The 21,592-nt window shown below is 73.1% G+C and carries 17 protein-coding genes; 10 read left to right on the top strand and 7 right to left on the bottom strand.

Annotation, left to right across the window (positions count from 1 at the left end; translation table 11 throughout):
- Window positions 1-91: 91 nt before the first annotated feature.
- Complete coding sequence (locus ACIQ6R_RS05880) at window positions 92-1,543, top strand: FAD-dependent monooxygenase (RefSeq protein ID WP_404218998.1); 1,452 nt, start codon at window positions 92-94, stop codon at window positions 1,541-1,543.
- A 9-nt stretch (window positions 1,544-1,552) separates the two neighbouring features.
- Here ACIQ6R_RS05880 and ACIQ6R_RS05875 read toward each other — a convergent pair whose 3' ends face one another.
- Window positions 1,553-2,062, bottom strand: a complete 510-nt coding sequence (locus tag ACIQ6R_RS05875; RefSeq protein ID WP_404177569.1) for a MarR family winged helix-turn-helix transcriptional regulator — start codon at window positions 2,060-2,062, stop codon at window positions 1,553-1,555.
- 119 nt (window positions 2,063-2,181) lie between these two features.
- On the opposite strand from ACIQ6R_RS05875, the gene ACIQ6R_RS05870 reads away from it, so the two are divergent.
- The 3 genes from ACIQ6R_RS05870 to ACIQ6R_RS05860 are packed head-to-tail and all read left to right on the top strand — an operon-like array spanning window position 2,182 to window position 5,073.
- Entirely contained in the window at window positions 2,182-3,135 is a 954-nt protein-coding gene (locus tag ACIQ6R_RS05870; protein WP_404218996.1) for an EamA family transporter, read from the top strand.
- 43 nt (window positions 3,136-3,178) lie between these two features.
- Complete coding sequence (locus ACIQ6R_RS05865; protein WP_404218994.1) at window positions 3,179-4,141, top strand: DMT family transporter; 963 nt, start codon at window positions 3,179-3,181, stop codon at window positions 4,139-4,141.
- 29 nt (window positions 4,142-4,170) lie between these two features.
- Window positions 4,171-5,073 (top strand): LysR family transcriptional regulator, encoded by a 903-nt coding sequence (locus ACIQ6R_RS05860; protein ID WP_404178003.1) that lies wholly within the window; start codon window positions 4,171-4,173, stop codon window positions 5,071-5,073.
- 249 nt (window positions 5,074-5,322) lie between these two features.
- Here ACIQ6R_RS05860 and pepN (ACIQ6R_RS05855) read toward each other — a convergent pair whose 3' ends face one another.
- Window positions 5,323-7,908, bottom strand: coding sequence for an aminopeptidase N (pepN, locus tag ACIQ6R_RS05855; RefSeq protein WP_404218992.1), 2,586 nt, complete (start codon window positions 7,906-7,908; stop codon window positions 5,323-5,325).
- A 112-nt stretch (window positions 7,909-8,020) separates the two neighbouring features.
- On the opposite strand from pepN (ACIQ6R_RS05855), the gene ACIQ6R_RS05850 reads away from it, so the two are divergent.
- Window positions 8,021-8,506, top strand: a complete 486-nt coding sequence (locus tag ACIQ6R_RS05850) for a DUF1203 domain-containing protein (RefSeq protein ID WP_404218990.1) — start codon at window positions 8,021-8,023, stop codon at window positions 8,504-8,506.
- Here ACIQ6R_RS05850 and ACIQ6R_RS05845 read toward each other — a convergent pair.
- A complete protein-coding gene (locus ACIQ6R_RS05845; protein WP_404177584.1) occupies window positions 8,503-9,519 on the bottom strand; it encodes an aspartate-semialdehyde dehydrogenase in 1,017 nt (338 codons plus the stop codon). The genes ACIQ6R_RS05850 and ACIQ6R_RS05845 overlap by 4 nt on opposite strands.
- A gap of 350 nt (window positions 9,520-9,869) precedes the next feature.
- On the opposite strand from ACIQ6R_RS05845, the gene ACIQ6R_RS05840 reads away from it, so the two are divergent.
- Entirely contained in the window at window positions 9,870-10,406 is a 537-nt protein-coding gene (locus tag ACIQ6R_RS05840) for an RNA polymerase sigma factor (RefSeq protein ID WP_375912820.1), read from the top strand.
- 1 nt (window position 10,407) lies between these two features.
- Window positions 10,408-11,142 carry a hypothetical protein gene (locus ACIQ6R_RS05835; protein WP_404177590.1) on the top strand — a complete coding sequence of 245 codons (735 nt, stop codon included), beginning with the start codon at window positions 10,408-10,410 and terminating at the stop codon, window positions 11,140-11,142.
- A 64-nt stretch (window positions 11,143-11,206) separates the two neighbouring features.
- On the opposite strand, the gene ACIQ6R_RS05830 is transcribed toward ACIQ6R_RS05835, so the two are convergent.
- Window positions 11,207-14,503: a S8 family serine peptidase gene (locus ACIQ6R_RS05830; RefSeq protein ID WP_404218988.1), complete on the bottom strand. Its 3,297-nt coding sequence runs from the start codon at window positions 14,501-14,503 to the stop codon at window positions 11,207-11,209.
- A gap of 249 nt (window positions 14,504-14,752) precedes the next feature.
- Between ACIQ6R_RS05830 and ACIQ6R_RS05825 the strand changes: the two genes are divergently transcribed.
- Window positions 14,753-15,238 (top strand): NUDIX domain-containing protein, encoded by a 486-nt coding sequence (locus ACIQ6R_RS05825; protein WP_404218986.1) that lies wholly within the window; start codon window positions 14,753-14,755, stop codon window positions 15,236-15,238.
- 100 nt (window positions 15,239-15,338) lie between these two features.
- Entirely contained in the window at window positions 15,339-16,544 is a 1,206-nt protein-coding gene (locus ACIQ6R_RS05820; RefSeq protein WP_404218984.1) for a serine hydrolase domain-containing protein, read from the top strand.
- A 15-nt stretch (window positions 16,545-16,559) separates the two neighbouring features.
- Here the strand turns inward: ACIQ6R_RS05820 and ACIQ6R_RS05815 are convergent, their stop codons facing one another.
- Together ACIQ6R_RS05815 and pepN (ACIQ6R_RS05810) are read right to left on the bottom strand one after the other, a co-directional pair.
- On the bottom strand, window positions 16,560-17,639 hold the full coding sequence (locus ACIQ6R_RS05815; RefSeq protein ID WP_404218982.1) for a hypothetical protein: 1,080 nt from the start codon (window positions 17,637-17,639) through the stop codon (window positions 16,560-16,562).
- A 205-nt stretch (window positions 17,640-17,844) separates the two neighbouring features.
- Window positions 17,845-20,502: an aminopeptidase N gene (pepN, locus tag ACIQ6R_RS05810; protein ID WP_404218980.1), complete on the bottom strand. Its 2,658-nt coding sequence runs from the start codon at window positions 20,500-20,502 to the stop codon at window positions 17,845-17,847.
- A 146-nt stretch (window positions 20,503-20,648) separates the two neighbouring features.
- Between pepN (ACIQ6R_RS05810) and ACIQ6R_RS05805 the strand changes: the two genes are divergently transcribed.
- The gene (locus ACIQ6R_RS05805) at window positions 20,649-21,287 is read left to right on the top strand and encodes a DsbA family protein (RefSeq protein ID WP_404177607.1); all 639 of its coding nucleotides are present in this window, start codon (window positions 20,649-20,651) and stop codon (window positions 21,285-21,287) included.
- Between the two features lie 18 nt (window positions 21,288-21,305).
- Here ACIQ6R_RS05805 and ACIQ6R_RS05800 read toward each other — a convergent pair whose 3' ends face one another.
- Window positions 21,306-21,533, bottom strand: coding sequence for a hypothetical protein (locus ACIQ6R_RS05800; RefSeq protein WP_404218978.1), 228 nt, complete (start codon window positions 21,531-21,533; stop codon window positions 21,306-21,308).
- Window positions 21,534-21,592 lie beyond the last annotated feature (59 nt).

Here is a 21,592-nt window from a genome sequence, read left to right as displayed (position 1 = left end):
GGGCGGGAACCGGCGCCCTCGGCGTGCGTGTGACGGCCGCGTCGGCTGGGCAGGAGTGAGCAGCGTGCCTGCGCATCTCTCAGGAGGCCACATGAACGGCACCCGCTCCGTGATCGTCGTCGGCTCCGGCCCCACCGGCCTCCTCCTGGCCGGCGACCTGGCCGCCGCCGGTGTTCCCGTCACCCTCGTCGAGAAGCGCCCGCACCGGATCAGCAACCTCTCCCGCGCCTTCGCCGTGCACGCCCGCACCCTCGAACAGCTCGACGCCCGAGGGCTCGCCGACGAGTTGGAGGCCGTGGGCCGGCCCCTCGAACGGCTCGGTCTCTTCGGCCGGCTCACCGTCGACCTCGGCGCCCTTCCCTCCCGCTTCAACCACCTCCTCGTCGTCCCGCAGTACGAGGTGGAGAGGGTGCTGGAGCGACGCGCGGTGAAGGCCGGGGTGGAGTTCCGCTACGAGAGCGAGGTGACCGGCCTGGCGCAGGGTGCCGGTGGCGGTGCGGACCCGGACGACGGCGTGGGTGTCGAGGTCCGCGGCCCGGGCGGGGAGACGGCGACCCTGCGGGCGGCGTACGTCGTCGGCGCCGACGGGATGCGCAGCACCGTGCGCGAGGCGACCGGGCTGCCCTTTCCCGGCCGCTCCGTCATCAGGTCCGTCGTGCTCGCCGACGTACGGCTCGCCGAGCCGCCGGAGACACTGCTCACCGTCAACGCGGTCGGGGACGCCTTCGCCTTCCTCGCGCCGTTCGGCGACGGGTACCACCGTGTGATCGGCTGGCACCGCGGCCGGAACGTCCCCGACAGCGAGCCGCTCGAGCTCGACGAGATCAAGGAGATCACCCGGCTCGCCCTGGGCCGGGACTTCGGGATGCGCGACGCCCGCTGGATGTCCCGCTTCCACAGCGACGAACGCCAGGCGCCCGCCTATCGCGTGGGCCGGGTCTTCCTCGCCGGTGACGCGGCGCACGTGCACACCCCGGCCGGCGGTCAGGGCATGAACACCGGACTCCAGGACGCGGCGAACCTGAGCTGGAAGCTGGCGGCCGTGCTGCACGGGCACGCCGGCCCCGAGCTGCTGGACACCTACCAGACCGAGCGGCACCCCGTCGGCAGGTCGGTGCTGCGCAGCAGCGGCGGACTCATCCGCCTCGCCATGGCCAAGCGCCCCTGGACGCTGGCGCTCCGGGCGGGGACCACCACCGTCCTCGACCACGTGGGTCCGGCCCGCCGCCGGGTGGCCGGCCAGATCGCCGGCATCGGCTACCGCTACCCCGCACCCCGCGGTGCCCATCGGCTGACCGGCACCCGCGTTCCCGACGTGGCCCTCGCGGGCGGCGGCCGGCTGTACGAGGCGCTGCGCGGGGGCCGGTTCGTGCTGATCACCCCGGGGCCGGCCCCCGGAGCGACGGACCGGCTGGCCGTGGAGCGCTGGGCGAGCGGACGGCGTACGGCGGTGCTGGTGCGGCCCGACGGATACGTGGCCTGGGCGGCGGACGGCGCGGACCCGGTGGAGACCGAGGCGGCCGTCGCCGCGCATGTGGGCTGAGCGGGCCGCCTACTTCTCGGTGCCGGCGAGCAGGTCCCGCAGCAGGTCGGCCAGTTGGGCGGCCTGTTCGTCGTCGAGGGCGGACAGGGCCTCCGTCTGGGCGGCGAGGCCCGCGCCGACCGCCTCGTCGATCAGCTCCAGCCCCCGGTCGGTGAGCGTGACCCGCAGCCCCCGGCGGTCGTGCGGGTCGGGGGAGCGGCGCAGCAGTCCGGCCCGTTCGAGTTTGTCGAGGCGGCCGGTCATGCCGCCGGTGGTGAGCATCAGCGTGGCCGAGAGCTGCCGGGGGGAGAGCGTGTAGGGCTCGCCGGAGCGGCGCAGGGTGGCCAGGGCGTCGAACTCCCCGCGGGAGATCCCGAAGCGCGCGTAGGCCTTCTCCATCCGGTCGCCCATGGCGCGGGCGAGCCGGAAGACGCGGCCGAACACCTCCATGGCGGCCGTGTCCAGGTCGGGCCGCGCCGTCGCCCACTGGTCGATGATCGCGTCGACGGGGTCCTTGCGCGGCTCGGGGCGTTCGGTCATGCCATGAGTATCGGGACAACTCCGCTCGGCCGCAAGAAAGTAGCTTGACGGAATCTTGCTTAGAGGTAAGCTACTTTCCATCGAGCTTCTTGCTTGCCCGTCTCCCGAAGGGGTCCCTCATGGCCGCCGGCCGCCCCGCCCTCATCGCGCTCACCGCCCTCGCCCCCGTCTCCTGGGGCACCACCTACGCCGTGACCACCGAGTTCCTGCCGGCCGACCGGCCCCTGTTCACCGGGCTGATGCGCGCCCTGCCCGCCGGTCTGCTGCTGCTCGCCCTCGCCCGGGTGCTGCCGCGCGGGGCCTGGTGGTGGAAGGCGGTGGTGCTGGGCGCCCTGAACATCGGGGCCTTCTTCCCGCTGCTGTTCCTCTCCGCGTACCGGCTGCCGGGCGGCACGGCCGCCGCGGTCGGCTCGGTCGGCCCGCTGTTCGTCGTCGGGCTCTCGGCGCTGCTGCTCGGGCATCGGCCCACCGTCCGGTCCGTGCTCACCGGCGTCGTCGCCGCGTTCGGCGTCAGCCTGGTGGTGCTGAAGGCGGCCGGGGCGCTGGACGCGCTCGGCGTGCTGGCGGCCCTCGCGTCCACCGCCTCCATGTCGGCCGGCACCGTGCTCACCAAGCGGTGGGGCCGCCCGGACGGCGTCGGCCCGCTCGCGCTCACCGGCTGGCAGCTGACCGCCGGCGGCCTGCTCATCGCGCCGCTCGCCCTCCTGGTCGAAGGCGCCCCGCCCGCGCTGGACGCCCCGGCGGTCGGCGGCTACCTCTACCTGGCGCTGGCCAACACGGCGGTGGCGTACTGGCTCTGGTTCCGCGGCATCGGCCGGCTCTCCGCCACCCAGGTCACCTTCCTCGTCCCGCTCTCGCCGCTGACCGCCGCCGTCGTCGGCTGGGCGGCGCTCGGCCAGGCGCTGACGCCGGTGCAACTGGTGGGCATGGCGCTGGCCTTCGGGGCGACGGCCGCGGGGCAGCTCGCGCCGCGCGCGGAGGCGGCCGGGCGTTCCGCCACACCTTTCAGTTCCTCTTCAAAGAACGGTCGAAAAGATTCGATGGACCTGACGGGTTCGGCGCTGCGACGGTAGTCCCACCGCGATCGTCGCCCACCGCCCACCTGAAAGGACCTCCGTGGCCGTAGCCGACCCCCGGACCAGCACCACCCCCGCTCACGCCCCCGCCACAGCACCCGCCGGTCCTGCCGCACCCGCCGGTCCTGCCGCACCCGTCGCCCTCGGTATCGGGCTGGCCGTGCTCGCCACCCTCGTCTGGTCCGGGAGCTTCGTCACCTCCCGGGCCCTCGGCGACAGCGTGCCGCCCGTCCAGCACGCGTTCTGGCGCTGGGTGGTGGCCCTCGCGGTCGTCGCCCCCTTCGGCGCCCGGCGGGCCTGGCGGCAACGGGACCTGATCCGGCGCCACCTCGGCTTCGTGCTCCTCGCCTCCCTCCTCGGCGTGACCGTCTACAACACCCTGGTCAACCAGGCCGGCGTCACCACCCCCGCCGCCAACATGGGCATGATCATGGCGGCGTCCCCGGTCCTGATGGCCGTCTTCGAACGGGCCGGCGGCGTACGGCTCGGCGCCCGCCGGGCCGCCGGGCTGCTCGTCGCCTGCGCGGGCGTGCTGCTGCTGGTCTCCGGCGGGGCGTCCTTCTCGGCCGGCGACCTGTGGATGATCGCCGCCGCCTGCTGCTTCGGGTCGTACAGCGCGCTGCTGCGCCGCGGGCCCGCCGGTCTGGACGGAGCGGGGTTCCTCTTCACCACGTTCCTGTTCGGCACGGTCCTGCTGCTGCCCGCCCAGGGCGTCAGCCTCGCCGTCCAGGGCGGCTTCAGCCCGACACCGGACACCGTCCTGCCCCTCCTCTACGTCGGCGTCGCCTCCTCCGCGGTCGCCTTCTTCGCCTGGAACAAGGCGATCTCCCTCATCGGTCCGTCCCGCGCCGGAGTCGTCTACTACCTCCAGCCGGTGTGCGTCGCCCTGCTGTCCTGGGCACTGCTGGCCGAGCCGACCGGCTGGGCGCAGGCGGGCTGCATGGCGCTGATCCTCGGCGGCGTCGTCCTCGGCGCGGCCACGGGGGCAGGGCGGCGGCGGTGACGGGGGCCGCCCGCGGACAGGTTGCCGCCATGGCCGACTGGGACATCCGCAAGCTGCACATCCTGCGGACGCTGCGGGAACGGGGCACGGTGACCGCGACGGCCGAGGCGCTGCGCATGACGCCGTCCGCCGTCTCCCAGCAGCTGACGAACCTCTCCAGACAGCTCGGAGTGGAACTGCTCCAGGCCCACGGCAGACGGGTCCGGCTGACGGACGCGGCCCGGCTGGTGCTGCGGCACGCCGAGGCGGTGTTCGAGCAACTGGAACGCGCCGACGCCGAGTTGGCGGCCTACGTCCACGGGGAGGCCGGCGAGGTGCGGGTCGGCGCCTTCTCCACCGCCGTGCCCGCCCTCGTCGTACCGGCCGTGACCGCGCTGCGGGCGACGCACCCGGGGGTCGCGGTGCGCGTGCGGGAGGCCGAGGCGCAGGAGGCGTACGAGCTGCTGGCCGCCGGTGAGGTGGACCTCGCCCTGTCGCTGGCCGCGCAGGCGCCGAGCGCCGCCGACCCGCGCTTCACCCGCGTCCCGCTCCTCGCCGACCCGCTGGACGTCGCCCTGCCCGGCGGCCACCCGCTGGCCCGCGCGGACGGGCTGCGGCTGGCCGACCTCGCCGCCGAGCCGTGGATCTTCGGCGGCAGCGGGCCCTGGTCCGACATCACGCGCGGAGCCTGCGAGGCGGCCGGGTTCCGGCCCGACCAGGCCCACGCGGCGGCCGGCTGGACGGCGATCCTCGCGATGGTCGAAGCGGGCATGGGCGTCGCCCTGGTACCGCGCATGGCGGCCGTGCCGCGGGACGGCGTGGTGATGCGCGAACTGCACGCCGACCGCCCCGTCCGGCACGTTGTCGCGGCCGTCCGCAAGGGCGCGGCGGAGGGCGCCGCCGTCGGCACCGTCCTGACGGCACTGCGCGCGGTGGCGGACGCCCGCCCCTGAACGCACGGGGGAAGCGGCTGCGGGGAGGCCGGCGAGCGCGGCCGTGGAGAGGGCCCGCCCAGGGCGTCTGCGGAGAGCCGCCAGGACGTCAGCGGACGAGGCCGCCCAGGGGGTTCGCGGAGAGGACACCGGGCCCGCACGCGGAGAGGAGACACCAGGGCCGGTCGCTGAACGCGTACAGGGTCCCGGACACACCGGGGGCGCCCGGCACGGTGCCGGGCGCCCCCGGGGGCGTACTGGTGGCGTCGTCTACTCGGTCGCCGCCGCGTCCGCCGCCTGCGCCCTCAGCGCGCGCTCGATGCCCGAGCGGGACTCCGAGACCAGTCGGCGCAGGGCCGCGTTCGGCTCGGCGGAGGACAGCCAGGCGTCCGTGCGGTCCAGGGTCTCCTGGGACACCTGCACCGCCGGGTACAGGCCGACCGCGATCTGCTGGGCCATCTCGTGCGAACGGGACTCCCAGGCACCCTTGAGCGCCTCGAAGTACCGCTCCGTGTACGGCGCCAGCAGCTCGCGCTGGTCGGTCTGGACGAAGCCGGCGATGACCGCCTCCTGCACGGCGTTCGGCAGCTTGTCGGACTCCACGACCGACTCCCAGGCCTCCGCCTTGGCCGCCTCGGTCGGGCGGGCGGCACGCGCGGTGGCGGCGTGGCGCTCACCGGCGGCCGTCCTGTCCCGCTCGTACTCGGCCGCGATCTCCGACCCGCCGAACCGGCCCACCGCCGCGAGCCGCTGCACGAACGCCCAGCGCAGCTCGGTGTCGACGGCGAGGCCCTCGATCGTCGTCGTGCCGTCGAGCAGCGCGTCGAGCAGGTCCAGCTGCTCCGGCGTCCTCGCCGTCGCCGCGAACGCGCGCGCCCACGCCAGCTGGTGGTCGCTGCCCGCCTCGGCGGCCCGCAGATGGGCCAGCGTGGCCTCCGTCCAGCGGGTGAGCAGCGCCTCGCGGGCGGTCGGGGCGGCGTACTGGTCGACGGCCAGCTTCACCTGGCGGTGCAGCGACTGCACGACACCGATGTCGGACTCCTTGCCGATGCCGGACAGCACCAGCGACAGGTAGTCGCGGGTCGCCAGCTCCGCGTCCCGGGTCATGTCCCAGGCGGACGCCCAGCACAGGGCACGCGGCAGCGACTCGGTGAAGTCGCCGAGGTGCTCGGTGACGACGGCGAGGGACTGCTCGTCGAGGCGGACCTTCGCGTACGACAGGTCGTCGTCGTTGAGCAGCACCACGGCCGGACGCCGCTTGCCCACCAGCTGCGGCACGGCCGTCAGCTCGCCGTCCACGTCCAGCTCCACGCGCTCACCGCGCACCAGCTTGCCGCCGGCGTCGAGGTCGTAGGCGCCGATCGCGATGCGGTGCGGACGCAGCGTGGGCTCACCCTTGGCGCCCGCGGGGAGCGCCGGGGCCTCCTGGCGGATCGCGAAGGCCGTGATGACACCATCGGCGTCCGTCTCGATCTCCGGGCGCAGGACGTTGATGCCGGCCGTCTCCAGCCACGCCTTCGACCAGGTCTTCAGATCGCGGCCGGAGGTCTCCTCCAGCGCGCCCAGCAGGTCCGACAGGCGCGTGTTGCCGAACGCGTGCCGCTTGAAGTACGCCTGCACACCCCGGAAGAACGCGTCCTCACCGACGTACGCGACGAGCTGCTTGAGCACCGAGGCGCCCTTGGCGTACGTGATGCCGTCGAAGTTGACGAGCACGTCGTCCAGGTCGCTGATGTCCGCCATGATCGGGTGCGTGGACGGCAGCTGGTCCTGCCGGTACGCCCAGGTCTTCATCTGGTTGGCGAACGTCGTCCACGAGTGCGGCCACTTCGAGCCGGGCGCGTCGGCCTGGCAGGCGGCCTCGGCGTAGGTGGCGAACGACTCGTTCAGCCACAGGTCGTTCCACCACTCCATGGTGACCAGGTCGCCGAACCACATGTGCGCCAGCTCGTGCAGGATCGTGGCGGCCCGCACCTCGTACGCGGCGTCCGTCACCTTCGAGCGGAACACGTACTGGTCGCGGATGGTCACCGCGCCCGCGTTCTCCATCGCGCCCGCGTTGAACTCGGGCACGAAGAGCTGGTCGTACTTCTTGAACGGGTACGGGTAGTCGAACTTCTCCTGGAACCACTCGAAGCCCTGCCGGGTCACCTCGAAGATGGCGTCCGCGTCCAGGTGCTCGGCCAGGGAGGGCCGGCAGTAGATGCCGAGCGGCACGGACTGGCCGTCCTTCTCGTACACGCTGTGCACCGAGTGGTACGGGCCGACGATCAGCGCCGTGATGTACGACGAGATGCGCGGGGTCGGCTCGAAGACCCAGACGTTGTCCCGCGGCTCGGGCGTGGGCGAGTTGGAGATGACCGTCCAGCCCTCGGGCGCCTTCACGGTGAACTGGAAGGTCGCCTTGAGGTCCGGCTGCTCGAAGCTCGCGAAGACGCGGCGCGCGTCCGGCACCTCGAACTGCGTGTACAGGTAGGCCTGGTCGTCGACCGGGTCGACGAACCGGTGCAGACCCTCACCGGTGTTGGTGTACGCGCAGTCGGCGACCACGCGCAGGATGTTGCGGCCCGGCAGCAGCCCCGGCAGGGCGATGCGGGAGTCCTGGAACACCTCGGCGGCGTCGAGGGAGTCGCCGTTCAGCGTCACCTCGTGGACCGTCGGCGCGACCAGGTCGATGAAGGACTCGCCGCCACTCCCGTCGCCGGTCTCCGCGACGTCGAAGCGCACCGTGGTCACGGACCGGTAGGTGCCGCCCTCCTGCGCGCCGGTGAGGTCGAGATCGATCTCGTACGAGTCAACGGTCAGCAGCTTCGCCCGCTGCCGCGCCTCTTCGCGAGTCAGGTTTGTGCCAGGCACGCGGTCATCTCCTCGTTATGTGTGGGTTGCGCCATCCTTCCACGTGGCCCGCACGGAACGCGATGTCCATTTACCGCCGGTGGACGGGCCGGACGGGCGCGAGCCTGGACGCATGGAGAGCTACACCGCACGGCCCATCGCGCCGGCCGTCCTTACGGAACTGCGCGCCACCGACGACGCGGGCCGCGTGCCCGTCCCGGTCACCGACGACGAGGGCGGCGCGCCCCTGCGCTGCTGCCTGCGCCGCAGCCGCCCCGGCGAGCTGATCGCCCTGGTCTCCTACGCCCCGCTGCGCCGCTGGGCGGCCGGCACGGGCGTCGACCCGGGCGCGTACGACGAGCAGGGCCCGGTCTTCGTCCACGCCGAGGAGTGCGCGGGACCGGACGGTGACGGCCTCGCCTTCACCGGCGCCCACCGCACGCTGCGCCGCTACTCGGCCGAGGGGCGCATCCTCGGCGGGCGGCTGGTCGAGGCCGCCGAAGGGCCCGACGGCTTCGGACCCGCCCTCCGGGAAGCGTTCGACGACCCGGCCGTGGCGTTCGTCCACGTCCGGGCCGTCGAGTACGGCTGCTTCCTCTACGAGGTGAGGCGGGGCTAGCCCTTCAGCTCCGCCGCCACCAGCTCCGCGATCTGCACCGCGTTCAGGGCCGCGCCCTTGCGCAGGTTGTCGTTGGAGACGAACAGGGCGAGGCCGTTGTCCACGGTCTCGTCCTGGCGGATGCGGCCGACGTACGAGGGGTCCTGACCGGCCGCTTCCAGCGGGGTCGGCACCTCGGTGAGCGCGACGCCGGGGGCACCGGCCAGCAGCTCCTTGGCGCGCTCCACGCTGATCGGGCGGGCGAAGCGGGCGTTGATCTGGAGGGAGTGGCCGCTGAAGACGGGCACGCGCACGCAGGTGCCGGAGACCTTCAGCTCCGGGATCTCCAGGATCTTGCGGGACTCGTTGCGGAGCTTCTGCTCCTCGTCCGTCTCGTGCAGGCCGTCGTCCACGATGGAGCCGGCCAGCGGCAGCACGTTGTACGCGATCGGCGCCACGTACTTGTCCGGCTTCGGGAACTCCACGGCCGAGCCGTCGTGGGTGAGCTTGGGGGCGTCCGCGCCGACCTTCTGGACCTGCTCGAACAGCTCGTCCACGCCGGCCAGGCCGGAACCGGACACGGCCTGGTAGGTGGCGACGACCAGCGCTTCGAGGCCCGCCTCCGCGTGCAGCGGACGCAGGACCGGCATCGCGGCCATCGTCGTGCAGTTCGGGTTGGCGATGATGCCCTTGGGGCGGTCGGTGATCGCGTGCGGGTTCACCTCGGACACCACCAGCGGGACCTCGGGGTCACGGCGCCAGGCGGAGGAGTTGTCGATCACGACCGGGCCCTGGGAGGCGACCTTCTCGGCCAGCGCCTTGGAGGTGGCGCCGCCCGCCGAGAACAGCACGATGTCCAGCTCGGAGTAGTCGGCGGTGGCCGCGTCCTCCACCGTCACGCCGTCCAGTTCCTTGCCGGCGCTGCGGGCCGAGGCGAACAGGCGCAGCTCGGTGACCGGGAAGTTCCGTTCGGTGAGGATCCTGCGCATGACCGTGCCGACCTGACCGGTGGCTCCGACGATTCCGACCCTCACGGTGACTCCTTCTCCGTTTGTGCGCGTGTCTTCACGCGCGCTTTGCTCGGCCGAGACTTTTCCATCATGGGGCGAAGCCCGGCCCGCCTGTCCAATTCTTTGCGCGGTGTGCCCGCACCCTGGGACGCGGCGGCGAGGACAGCGGGCGCGGTCCTTCGGCGGCAACCCGGGCTGAGCTGCACGAATTCCCTTGCACCGGGCCCCGCGCCGCAAGCTGTGCTGTTCCGCCCCTGCCCATCCCTTCCCACCCCACACGACGATGTGACGTACGCCTCGCACCGGGTCTCCGCCGACCGGGCGAACGTTTCGGGCCCCGTCGGCGTCATAGGGGAAACGTGGCTGGGGGAGGGGTGGCTGTGCTGCGCAGAAAGGCCCGCCGCGGCCAGGGGGACGGCGTGCTCGACGACCCCCTGGACGCGGCCCAGGAACGCCGGGTGCGGGCGGTGCTCGCGCTCGGCGGCGTGCCGCAGGCGGACCTGCCGGACGGGGTGCAGCAGGTCCGCCTGCGGTTGCTGGAGCGGACGGCGAGCGGACGCGAGGCGCCGCGCGACGTGTCCGCGTGGGCGGCGGTCGTCGCCTCCAACCTGGCCATGGACTGGCACCGGGCCAGGCGCCGCCAGGACCGGCTCGGCGAGCGCCTGGCGGCGCTGCGCCAGGCGGAGCACCCCTCCGGCGAGGACACCAGCCTGCTCTCCCTCGCCGTCGCCCAGGGACTGGACGAGCTGCCCGACGCCCAGCGTCAGGTCCTCGTCCTGCGTTTCTACGCCGACCTGCCGGTGCGCGGCATCGCCGAGGAGCTGGGCATCCCCGAGGGCACGGTCAAGAGCAGGCTGCACACGGCGGTACGGGCGCTGCGGGCCCGCCTGCACGAGGACGAGGTGGTGTGAGATGGCCGCCGAACAGCATCCCGGTGGGCACGACGCGCTGATGGCCGCGATCACGGGCGAACCGCCGCCGCCCGGGGCGGGCGCGGACGCCGAGGCCGAGTACCGGTCGGCGGCGGCCGACGTGGCGCTGTTGCGGGAGCAGCTGGGGATCATCGGGCGGTCGCTGGGCGAGCCGCCTCCCCGCCCCGAGGCCGCCCCGGCGCGGGAGCCCTCCCGCCGCCCCCGTCGCCGTCCGCTCGCCGTCGCCTTCGGCGCCCTCGCGGTGGCATGCGCCGGCGCGGTGGTGACGGGGCTCGGGTGGCTGGTGGTGCAGGGCGGGAACGGAGGCGACGACGCGGCGAGCGGCAAGGCCGCGGCGAGCGACGAGCAGGCGGGCTCCACCGACTCCGGTGGCGTCGCCTTCGGCAGCCCCCGCTACCTCGCCTGCGCCCGTCTGGTGGCCGAGGGCACGGTGACCGGCGCCGAACCGGTGCCGGAGGCCGGGCAGCACCGGATCACCCTGGACGTGACCCGCTCCTACAAGCCGGGGGAAGGGCCCGGGAAGGCGGGCGAGCGGATCACGTTCGTCCTGGACGACACCACCGCCCGGCTCGCCGTGGGCGACCGCGCGCTGATCGGCGTCCCCCTGCACGGCGACCGCCCGGACTCCGTGATCACCGGCGAGGAGGCCATCGCCGCCGAACGGGCCTGGATCACCGCGTCCCTGCCGGAATCCCGCACCCTCACCTGCGACTGACCCCCGGCACGCGGGAGGGCGGGCGCCCCTACGGAGCACCCGCCCTCCCTGGTGCCGCACCGGACTACGGCACGACCTTCCCGATCCGTACGCTGCCGAGGCCCGCGGTCGTGCCGTGGGCGTTCACCAGCTGGACCTGCCCGAAGAACTCACGGCCCTCCGGAGCGGCGGCCAGCGCCGTGACGCCGGCGGAGACCGTCGCGGAGCCGCCCGCGCCGAGCTTCACCGACGCCGAGCCGTCCACGGCGACCGAGCCGAGGGACGCGGCGAAGTACACGTCCCGGTAGTCGTACTCCGTGCTGCCCGACGGCACCGCGTAGCCCACGACCTCGACGGTGTAGGCACCGGCGGCCGGCTTCGGCACCGAGACCGACTCCTCCGAGTCGCCGTCGGCGGACTGGCCGACGACGTTGCCGTCCTTGTCGTAGACCGTCAGGTCCAGGTCGGCGGCCGCGTCGGAGACGCCCCCGATGGCCACGTCCAGCGACTCGGCGCCCTCGGGCACCTCGACCGTGGACGTGGTCGTCCCGCCCTGCCCGATCGACGGACGGGACGTCTCGGCCGAGCCGAGCGGGCCGCCGACCAGCTTGCCGTCGATCGGACCGTACTGGTTCGTCACCTTCCAGGAGGCGTCGGCGGGGGTGCCCACCTTGGCCTCGGGCACGGTCACGACCTCCGGGTCGAAGGTGGCGCCGAGGACGGTGACGTCCAGCTTGTACGGGTTGTCCAGCAGCGGCGAGGTGCGCCGCGACTCGACCTCGATCTCCCAGACGCCGGGCTGCGGGTCGACGTACGCGCGCACGTCGGGCCGGCAGCCGTTGCCGTCGAGGTAGTTGTTGTAGCAGTACGGCGTGGAGGTGCTGTCGACCGGGACGCCGTACGGGTGGATGGCGATGAACCGGGTCTGGCTCCCGTCCCTCAGCCCGCTCATCGCCACCTCCAGCGTCTTCGCGCCCTCGGGGACGGTCACGAAGTACGACTCGGTGTCGTTGCGCTGGACGGAGTCCTTCGCGGAGAAGTCGTACTCCAGCGGGGCCGAGGCCACGACCGTGGTCAGGACCAGCTTGTCGGTGCCCTCGGTGCGCGGGTCGTCGACCTCCAGGATCGCGCTCTTGAGGCCCTCGGAGCGCGGCTGCGCCTGCACCTTGACGGTCACCGGCTCGTTCAGCGGCAGCCGAACCTCGTCGGAGCCGACGATCCGGAAGGTGCGCCCGGCGTTGTTCTCGAAGTGCAGCTCGTGCCGGATCGCCCGGTCCGCGCCGGACGTACGGGTCAGCGTGATGTCGTACGTCTTGCGCTCGCCGGCCTTCAGGCCGCCCTCGCGGTCGTAGAGGCCGGTGCCGTGGCCCGGGGTCTTCAGGAACTGGTCGATGGCGGTGTCGACCGGCGCCTTGACCGTGTACTCGTGGGCGGTGGCGCCCTTGCGGATCGACCGCCAGGCGTCGGGGATGTTGATCAGGCCCGCGCCCTCCTCGTACGCCTGCACGCCCTTGATGTGGTCGGCGGTGGAGGTCAGCGCCGTGCGCAGCTTCGCCGGGGTGAGGTCGATGTCCGCCTGCTCGGCGGCCGACAGGAGCAGCGCCGAGGCGCCGGCGGCCTGCGGGGACGCCATCGACGTGCCCTGGAGCATGCCGTAGCCGGCCGGGAGGTCGTAGCCCGCCTCCGGGACCGGGGCGCCGGGGGCCCAGGTCTGGATGGTGTTGACGGCGGCGCCGGGCGCGGTCAGCGTCGGCGTGAAGCCGCCGTCCTCCCGCGGGCCGCGCGAGGAGAACGGCATCATCGCGTACCTGGTCCTCACCGCGGAGCCGTAGTTGGCGGCCCAGGTCTCACGGGAGATGGACGCGCCCACCGAGATCACCTTGTCGGCGAGCGACGGGTCGCCGATGGTGTTGGCGCCGGGGCCGGAGTTGCCCGCGGAGATGACGAGCTGGACGCCGTAGGTGTCGATGAGGCGCGTGTACAGCGCGGCACGCGCGTTGTTGCCGTCGTTGAGCGCGGGGAGGCCGCCGATCGACATGTTGACGATGTCGACGCCCCGGTTGACGACGAGGTCGATCATGCCCTCGGTGAGCGCGACGTTGGTGCAGCCGCCGCTCCAGGTGCAGGCGCGGGACGAGACGATCTTCGCGCCGGGCGCGGCGCCGTCCATCCGGCCGCCGAACAGGCCGTTGGCGGCGGCGAGTCCGGCCACGTGCGAGCCGTGCGAGCCCTCGATGACGCCGATGTTGACGAAGTCGGCCTTCGCGCCGGCCCCGTTGTAGACGACGTCCTCGCGGATCTCGACGACGAACGGCTGGCGCTCCGCCACGTCCGTCTTCGGGTCGTCGGTGCCGAAGTACCCGATCTGGAAGCCGTCCTTGTACGGCTTCATCGGGGTGTCGTCGGCGAAGTCGTGGTTGTCGTTCAGGTCGACGCGGACCGTGCCGGCCTCGGCGTCGTAGAGGACGCCCCAGGAGTCGGTGGTGTCGCCGTCCCGGTTGGCGTCGCCCCCGGCGTCACCGCCGGTGGTGTACGACTCCAGGAAGGTGCTCACCTGGTACGAGCCCGCGGGCGCCGTCCAGGTCTCGCCGCCGAAGGTGAACGTCGGCCCGGAGACGGAGGTGAGCATGGGGCGCCAGGTCCGGTCGCCGTCGACGACCGGGTCGGTCGCGGTGACCCAGTCGACGATCTTGCGCTCGCCGGTGGTGGTCTTCTGCAGCGCCGGGTGGGCGAGGTCGACGCCCGAGTCGAGGATGCCGATGGTGATACCGCGGCCGTCCGCCTTCGGGTACTTCTTCACGAAGTCGACGGCGCCCGTCTCGAAGGACGGGTTGTACGGGTTCTCGGCGGGGGTGCGGCGGTCCGGCGCCGGGTAGGAGCGGCCCTTGTGGTGCTCGGCGCCCTTCGCCCGGTCCGCGCCCGGAGTCGGGTCGTCCAGCGGGATCTCGTCGCGCAGGTCGATGCCGTGCACGGAGGAGAGCTTGACGGCGGCGGCGATGGCCGAGTCCGCCTCGGCGGTGGGCACGGTGGCGCGGACGTAGCCGGGCTTGTCGTACGTACGGCCGACGGAACCGCCGCCGACCGCGTCCAGCTTCTTCGCCACCTCCTCGGTCTGGCCCGGCGCGGTGGCGACCATCATCGTGACGTTCTTGGTGCCGTCGGCCTTCGCCTCGGCGAGCAGGTCCGCGTCGTCCGAACCGAGCTTGTCGGGCGCGGACTTGACGGAGGCGTCGACGGGGGCAGTGGCCCCGGGGCCGTCGGCGGCCAGGGCGAGGGGTATCGGCCCGACGGCGCAGAGCGCGGCGACGAGGCCCGTGGCGACGGCGATGCGGGCCGCGCGTCTCGCGCCCGGTATCGGTTCGCGCTGGGGGGTGTGGGTCATCGGCATCCCTTGTAGGTAAAGGAACGTGCGTGAACGACCGGGGCCGATCGGTCCTGGCCGCGGCAGTCCGGAATCCGATCCCGGACGACCGCTCAGCTTTACGTAAGGGTTCACTGTTTGGGGAGAGTTGTCCGGGGCGGGATGGAGCCATGGCGTACTTCCGCCATACGCCATCGGGGACACAAGGGGCGCGCTGTGACAATCCCGTGAGCCGCACCGCGGCCCGCGCCGGCGGGCTAACGTTCCGGAGTGCGCCGAAAGCTGAGGGTGGCGGCCTACGCCATATGTGTCCGTGACGGACAGGTTCTGCTCGCCCGGTCGCCGGGGCCCGGCGGGGTCCTCGAGTGGGTGCTGCCGGGCGGCGGCATGGAGCACGGCGAGGACCCCCACGACACCGTCGTGCGCGAGGTCGAGGAGGAGACCGGCTACCGCGTCGAGCCCACCGCCCTGCTCGGCGTCGGCTCCCGCCGCGTCACCCTCACGAGCCGCGGCGGGCTCGGCGGGCTGCTGCGGCGGACCGTCGACCAGCACGGCGTACAGCTCGTCTACGAGGTCCGGGTCACCGGCGGTGACCTGCGGTTCGAGGTCGGCGGCTCCACGGACCTGGCGGCCTGGCAGGACCTGACCGCCGTCCCGGGGCTGACCCGGGTGCCGATGGTCGACATCGGGCTGCGGCTGTGGCGGGAGAGGCCGCCGTCGGGACGGGCGGAACGCCCGCGGGCCGAGGAGGGCTGAATGGCGCTCAACCACCCCGGTGCGCGGCAACCTTCGCGCCGCCCGTCCGGTCCCTCCCCCCGACCGAGCAGCGCACAGCCCGCAGACGATGGGGGAAGACATGACCGTACGCGTACGAACCACCCTGGTGGCGGCCACCGCCGTGGCACTGTCGGTGGCGGTGGCGGGCCCCGCGGTGGCAGCGCCGGCCGGCGGAGGCCACGACGCGACCCGCCGCGCCATGGAGGCCGCGGTCGCGGACGGCGTGCCCGGCGTGACCGCGACCGCCCGGGACGGTCACCGCACGTGGTCGGAGACCGCCGGGGTGGGTGACCTCCGGACCGGCGAGCCGCGTTCGGAGCGGGACCGCTACCGGGTCGGCAGCATCACCAAGACCTTCGTCGCCACCGTCCTGCTCCAGTTGGAGGCCGAGGGCCGGCTCTCGCTGGACGACACGGTGGACGAGTGGCTGCCGGGCGTGGTCGAGGGCAACGGCCACGACGGCGGCCGCATCACATTGCGCCAACTCCTCAACCACACCAGCGGCGTCTACAACTACACGGCCGACGAGGAGTTCGCCCGCACCCACTTCGCCGAGGACGGCTTCTTCGAGCACCGCTACGACACGGTGACACCGCGGGAACTGGTCGGGGTCGCCATGGCCCACGAGCCGGACTTCGAACCGGGCGCCTCCTGGAACTACTCCAACACCAACTACGTCCTGGCCGGCATGGTGATCGAGGAGGTCACCGGGCGCCCGTACGGCGACGAGGTGCGCCGCCGCGTCATCGAGCCGCTGAAGCTGCGCGCCACGTCGGTCCCCGGCACCCGGGCCGGCCTGCCGCGGCCCAGCAGCCGCGCCTACTCCAAGCTGGACGGGACGGCCACGGGCCCGACGTACGACGTGACGCGGCTCAACCCGTCCATCGCCGGTCCGGCGGGCGAGATGATCTCCAGCTCCGCCGACCTGAACCGCTTCTACACCGCCCTGCTCCGCGGCAGGCTGCTGCCCGCGAAGCAGCTGGCCGAGATGACGACCACGGTCCCGGTGGCGAAGGGCGCGAGTTACGGCCTCGGCCTGATGAAGAGGGAACTCGGCTGCGGAGTGACCGTCTGGGGCCACGGCGGCGGCATCCACGGCTCCTCGTCGGAGGCGGTGACGACGAGGGACGGCCGGCACGCGCTCGCCTTCAACTTCAACGGCGACTGGTCGGGCGACAGCGACGCGGTGATCGAGGCGGAGTTCTGCGCCGAGCAGGGGCACCACGCACGAGGAGGGGCCACCGGCACAGCGGTGGCCCCGGTGGCCCCTCCTCTCCCCTCCTGATGCCGCCCCGGTCCGTCACTCCCGGGGCAGCACCACGACATACGCGGCGGGTTCCCTGTCTCCGGCCGCCATCAACGCCGTACGGACGACGGCCGCCTGGTGTTCCGGGCAGTCCCGCAGTTTGCGCGGCGTGAGGTGCACGACCGTGATGCCCAGCCGTTCCAAGTGCTCCCGCTTGCGGGCGTGTTCCGCCCAGACCGCGTCGTCCTCCTGCTGCCGGTGGGCGCGGGTGTCCAGCTCCAGCGCCACCGAGTGCTCGGGCCAGAAGGCGTCGACGCCGCCGAGGTGGGGGCCGCCGGGCAGGCGCAGGTCGACGTTCCAGACCGGTTCCGGCAGCCCGTGTTCGCGCACCGTCCGGTACAGGCGCTGCTCGGCCAGTGCCCGCCCCTCGGCGACCAGCGCGTCCACCGCGTCCACCACGTGCGGGCGGCTGAGCAGCCGGGCCCGGTTCAGTTCCCGTACCACCGCCGCCGGTTCGCAGTGACCGCCGCGCACCGCCTCCGTCAGCAGCCGGCGGACGACGCCCGCGTCGGTCAGCTCCGCCACCGCGTCGGCCAGGGCCCGCGCCACCGGAGCCACCGGGACCCCGGTCACCTGCAGGGGGGTGGGCAGTGCGGTGGTGCGGACGATCCGCGCGCAGCCCGTCGTGCGCAGCCGGCGCAGTCTCGGGACCAGGACGTCGATGGCGTCCAGGGACGGCAGCGGGGGAGCGGCGGAGAAGCCGTGCAGCGTCAGCGCGGCCAGGCCCGTGATCATCGCCTCCGCGTAGGCGGGGGCGGGTGTCTCCTCCCCGCCCGGCTGGACCGGCACGGAGGCGGGGACACCGGCGGACGCGCCGCCGTTCGCACCGGCGGTCCGCTCCCGCGCCGCGTACAGCAGTACCGCGTGCAGGCGCTCCTCGCTGGTCGGCGGGCCCGGGTGGAGCAGGACGACGTTGGGGAGAAGCTGCTGCCAGGGGCCGCCGGGCCGGCACTGCTCGCCGGTCTCGGCGGCGGAGACACCGTGCGCCCGCAGCTGGGCGGCCGTCATCAGCCGGCGCCGGCCGCTGGCCAGGTGGTGGAGCGGGCGGGGGGAGAGCGGGGTGTTGTGCGTCATGACCGGGGGTTTCCCGCGTCCGAACCGCCCCTTAACCGCTGTTACACGCTCATCGCCGAATCCGGACAGGACCGCCCTAAAGGACGGGTGTTCGGATGCCGAAAACCCCTGGTCCGCCGAGGTGGGGGCCAGGGGTTACGGCTGCTGTTGACTGAATTCCGTAACGATGACGGAACGCCCAATCATTGGCCAGAGGTCGGTGTGATCAGCGGCCCGCCGCCGCGTCACACGCCTGACCCCGCAGCGCCCGCGCCAGGTCGTCCCGCGCCTCCAGCACCAGCCGGCGCAGTGCGGGCGCGGCCCCCTCGTGCGCGGACAGCCAGACGTCCGTCGCGTCCAGGGTGTCCTGGGAGTCCCGCAGGGACGGGAACAGGCCCCGGACCACGTCCATCCCGATCTGGATGGACCGCTCGGCCCACACCCGCTCGATCGCCGCGAAGTACTTCTCGGCGTACGGCGCGATCAGCTCCCGCTGCGAGGGCTGCGCGAAGCCCGCGATGGTCGCCTCCACCAGGGCGTTCGACAGCGCGTCCGACTCCACGACCCGCGCCCAGGCCTGCGCCTTCACCGCCGCCGACGGACGGGCCGCCAGGCAGCGGACCTGGTGGCGCTTGCCGGAGGCCGTGTCGTCGCGGGCCAGCTCGGCGGCGAGCACGCTCTCGTCGGCCTCGCCGTGCGCGGCGAGCGGCTCCAGGAACGCCCAGCGCAGCTCCTGGTCCACGTCCAGGCCGTCGATCTTCTCCGTGCCCTCCAGCAGTCCGCGCAACAGCCCCAGTTCGGCCTCGTCGGACGCCACCGCCGCGAAGAACCGCGCCCACGCCAGCTGCTGCTCGCTGCCCGGCGCCGCGTCCCGCAGCTGACGCAGCGCGCCCTCGCCGAGCAGCCGGCCGCCGGCCCGACGCCAGTCGGGGGCCGCGTAGTGCGTCAGCGCCGAGTTCGCCCAGGCGTGCAGCATCTGGACGACGCCGATGTCGGACTCGCGGCCCGCGAACCGCAGCACCAGGCCGATGAAGTCGCGCGCCGGGAGCAGCGCGTCCCGGGTCATGTTCCACAGCGCCGACCAGCACAGGGCACGGGCCAGCGGGTCGGTCAGGGTGCCCAGGTGGTCGCGCAGCGTCGCCAGCGAGGTCTCGTCGAAGCGCGTCTTGCAGTACGTCAGGTCGTCGTCGTTGACCAGCACCAGCTCGGGCGCCTCCGCGCCGGCCAGCTCCGCCACCACCGTGCGCGGCCCGTCGACGTCCACCTCGGCGCGCGCGTACCGCTCCAGGGCGCCGTCGCCCGTACGCCGGTACAGGCCCACCGCGACGCGGTGCGGGCGCAGTTCCGGGTGCCCCGCCGACGGAGTCGGCTGATTGAGCACAGCGGCGGCCTCCTGCACCACGGCCAGCTCGTCGACCGTGCCCGCCTCGCTCAGCAGCACCTGCGGGGTCAGCGAGTTGACGCCCGCCGTCTGGAGCCAGGACCGCGCCCAGGCGCCCATGTCCCGCCCGCTGGTCTCCTCCAGCACCGACAGCAGGTCGCCGAGGCGCGTGTTGCCGTACGCGTGCCGCTTGAAGTAGCGCCGGGCGCCCTCCAGGAACGCGTCCTGGCCGACGTACGCCACGAGCTGCTTGAGCACGGAGGCGCCCTTGGCGTAGGTGATGCCGTCGAAGTTGAGCTTGGCGTCCTCCAGGTCGCGGATGTCGGCCGTGATCGGATGGGTGGACGGCAGCTGGTCCGCGCGGTAGGCCCAGGCCTTGCGGCGGTTGGCGAAGGTGATCCACGCGTCCTTGAAGCGGGTCGCGCCGACGTTCCCGAAGGTGCCCATGAAGTCGGCGAACGACTCCTTGAGCCACAGGTCGTCCCACCACTCCATGGTGACCAGGTCGCCGAACCACATGTGCGCCATCTCGTGCAGGATGACGTTGGCCCGGCCCTCGTAGGACGCCCGGGTCACCTTGCCGCGGAAGATGAACTCCTCCCGGAAGGTGACCAGCCCCGGGTTCTCCATCGCGCCGAGGTTGTACTCCGGCACGAACGCCTGGTCGTACTTCCCGAAGGGGTACGGGAAGTCGAAGTGGTCGTGGAAGAAGTCCAGGCCCTGCTTGGTGACCAGGAAGACGTCGTCGGCGTCGAAGTGCGGCGCCAGGCCCTTGCGGCACAGGGCGCCGAGCGGGATCTCCAGCCGCGTACCGTCCTCGAGGACGCGCTCGTAGGAGTCCGTCACGTAGTGGTACGGACCGGCCACGACGCACGTGATGTACGTCGAGATCGGCTTCGTCTCCGCGAACCGCCACACCCCGCCCGCCCGTCGCCCACCGCCGCCCTTCTGCGGAAGCGCTTCGCGCCCTTCTTCGATGCGTTCGCCCGCGCCGTTGCTCCACACCGTCCACTCCTCGGGCGCCCGCACCTCGAAGCGGAACGGCGCCTTGAGGTCCGGCTGCTCGAAGTTGGCGAAGACCCGGCGGGAGTCGGCCGGCTCGTACTGCGTGTACAGGTACACCTCGCCGTCCTCCGGGTCGACGAAGCGGTGCAGGCCCTCGCCGGTGCGGGAGTAGGCGCACTGGGCGTCCACGACCAGTTCGTTGTCGGCGGCCAGGTCCTCCAGGGCGATCCGGGAGCCGTCGAAGACCTCGCTCGGGTCGAGGTCGCGGCCGTTGAGGGAGAGCGCGGTGACGCTCGGCGCGATCAGGTCGGCGAAGCTGCTCGCGCCGGGTTCGTTGCAGCGGAAGCGGATCGTGGTGACGGACCGGAAGGTGCGCGGACCGTCCCCCTCCGGCTCTCCGGTGGCCGAGCGCACGTCGAGGGACACCTCGTACCCGTCGACGGAGAGCAGGGCGGCCCGCTCCCGGGCCTCGTCGCGGGACAGATTCTCACCGGGCACGGGCGGCACTCCCTCGGATGGTGTTCAGTATGCGGACAGCACCGATCCTGCCATGTGGCCCTGACGGGCGGCAGCCGGGAATGGCCGGAGCCGTCGGCCGGTTGCCAGGGGAAAAGGCTCGGCCGCGTCGCGTACTGAGGAGAGACATGTCAGAGAAGACCCCCGTCGACTTCTGGTTCGACCCGCTGTGCCCCTGGGCCTGGATGACCTCCCGCTGGGTCCTGGAGGTGGAGAAGGTCCGGGACATCGAGGTCCGCTGGCATGTGATGAGCCTCGCCGTCCTGAACGAGGACAAGATCGACGAGCTGCCCGAGGAGTACCAGGAGATGCTCCGGACCAAGGCCTGGGGGCCGGTCCGGGTCGTCATCGCCGCCCAGGAGGAGCACGGCGCCGAGGTGCTCGGCGACCTCTACACGGCGCTCGGCACCCGCTTCCACAACCAGGGCGAGGGCCCGGAGAAGGAGCCGGTCGCCGCCGCCCTGAAGGACGTCGGCCTGCCCGAGTCCCTCATGGACCACTGGGACTCCACCCCCTACGAGCCCCAGCTGCGCGCCTCCCACAAGGAGGGCATCGACAAGGTCGGCCAGGAGGTCGGCACCCCGGTCATCGCCGTCCCCGGCGCCGACGGGGAGCAGCTCGCCTTCTTCGGCCCGGTCGTCACCCCGGCCCCCAAGGGCGAGGACGCCGCGAAGCTCTGGGACGGCACCCTCGCGGTCGCCTCGGTGCCCGGCTTCTACGAGATCAAGCGCACCCGCACCAAGGGCCCGGACTTCAGCAACCTGTAGCGGCCACCGCCACCACGGTCACTTCTCCCCGTCGGCGGCCTGCCTCCGGAACCTCTCCGGCAGCAGGCCGCCGTCGCGCTGCTTGTCCCAGCGCTGGAACCGCACACAGCCGGTGACGTCGCAGCGCCAGTAGTCGTGCACGTACGGGATCTTCAGCTGCTCCTTCACGGCCGCCTTCTCGGCGTCGTCGAGCGGGCGGAAGTCCTGCATCCCCCCGCAGGTGGGACAGGCCAGGCTCTTCCTCATCGGCTCCTCCGCGGTGCCCGTGGGACCGGGCGGCCGACGTGGCGCCGGGCCCGGGACGG

It is taken from the genome of Streptomyces sp. NPDC096048 (genome assembly GCF_044763415.1).
Classification (GTDB): Bacteria; Actinomycetota; Actinomycetes; order Streptomycetales; family Streptomycetaceae; genus Streptomyces.
The sequence above is the reverse complement of the archived record's forward strand: the minus strand, read 5'-3'. Positions and strand labels throughout refer to the sequence as shown.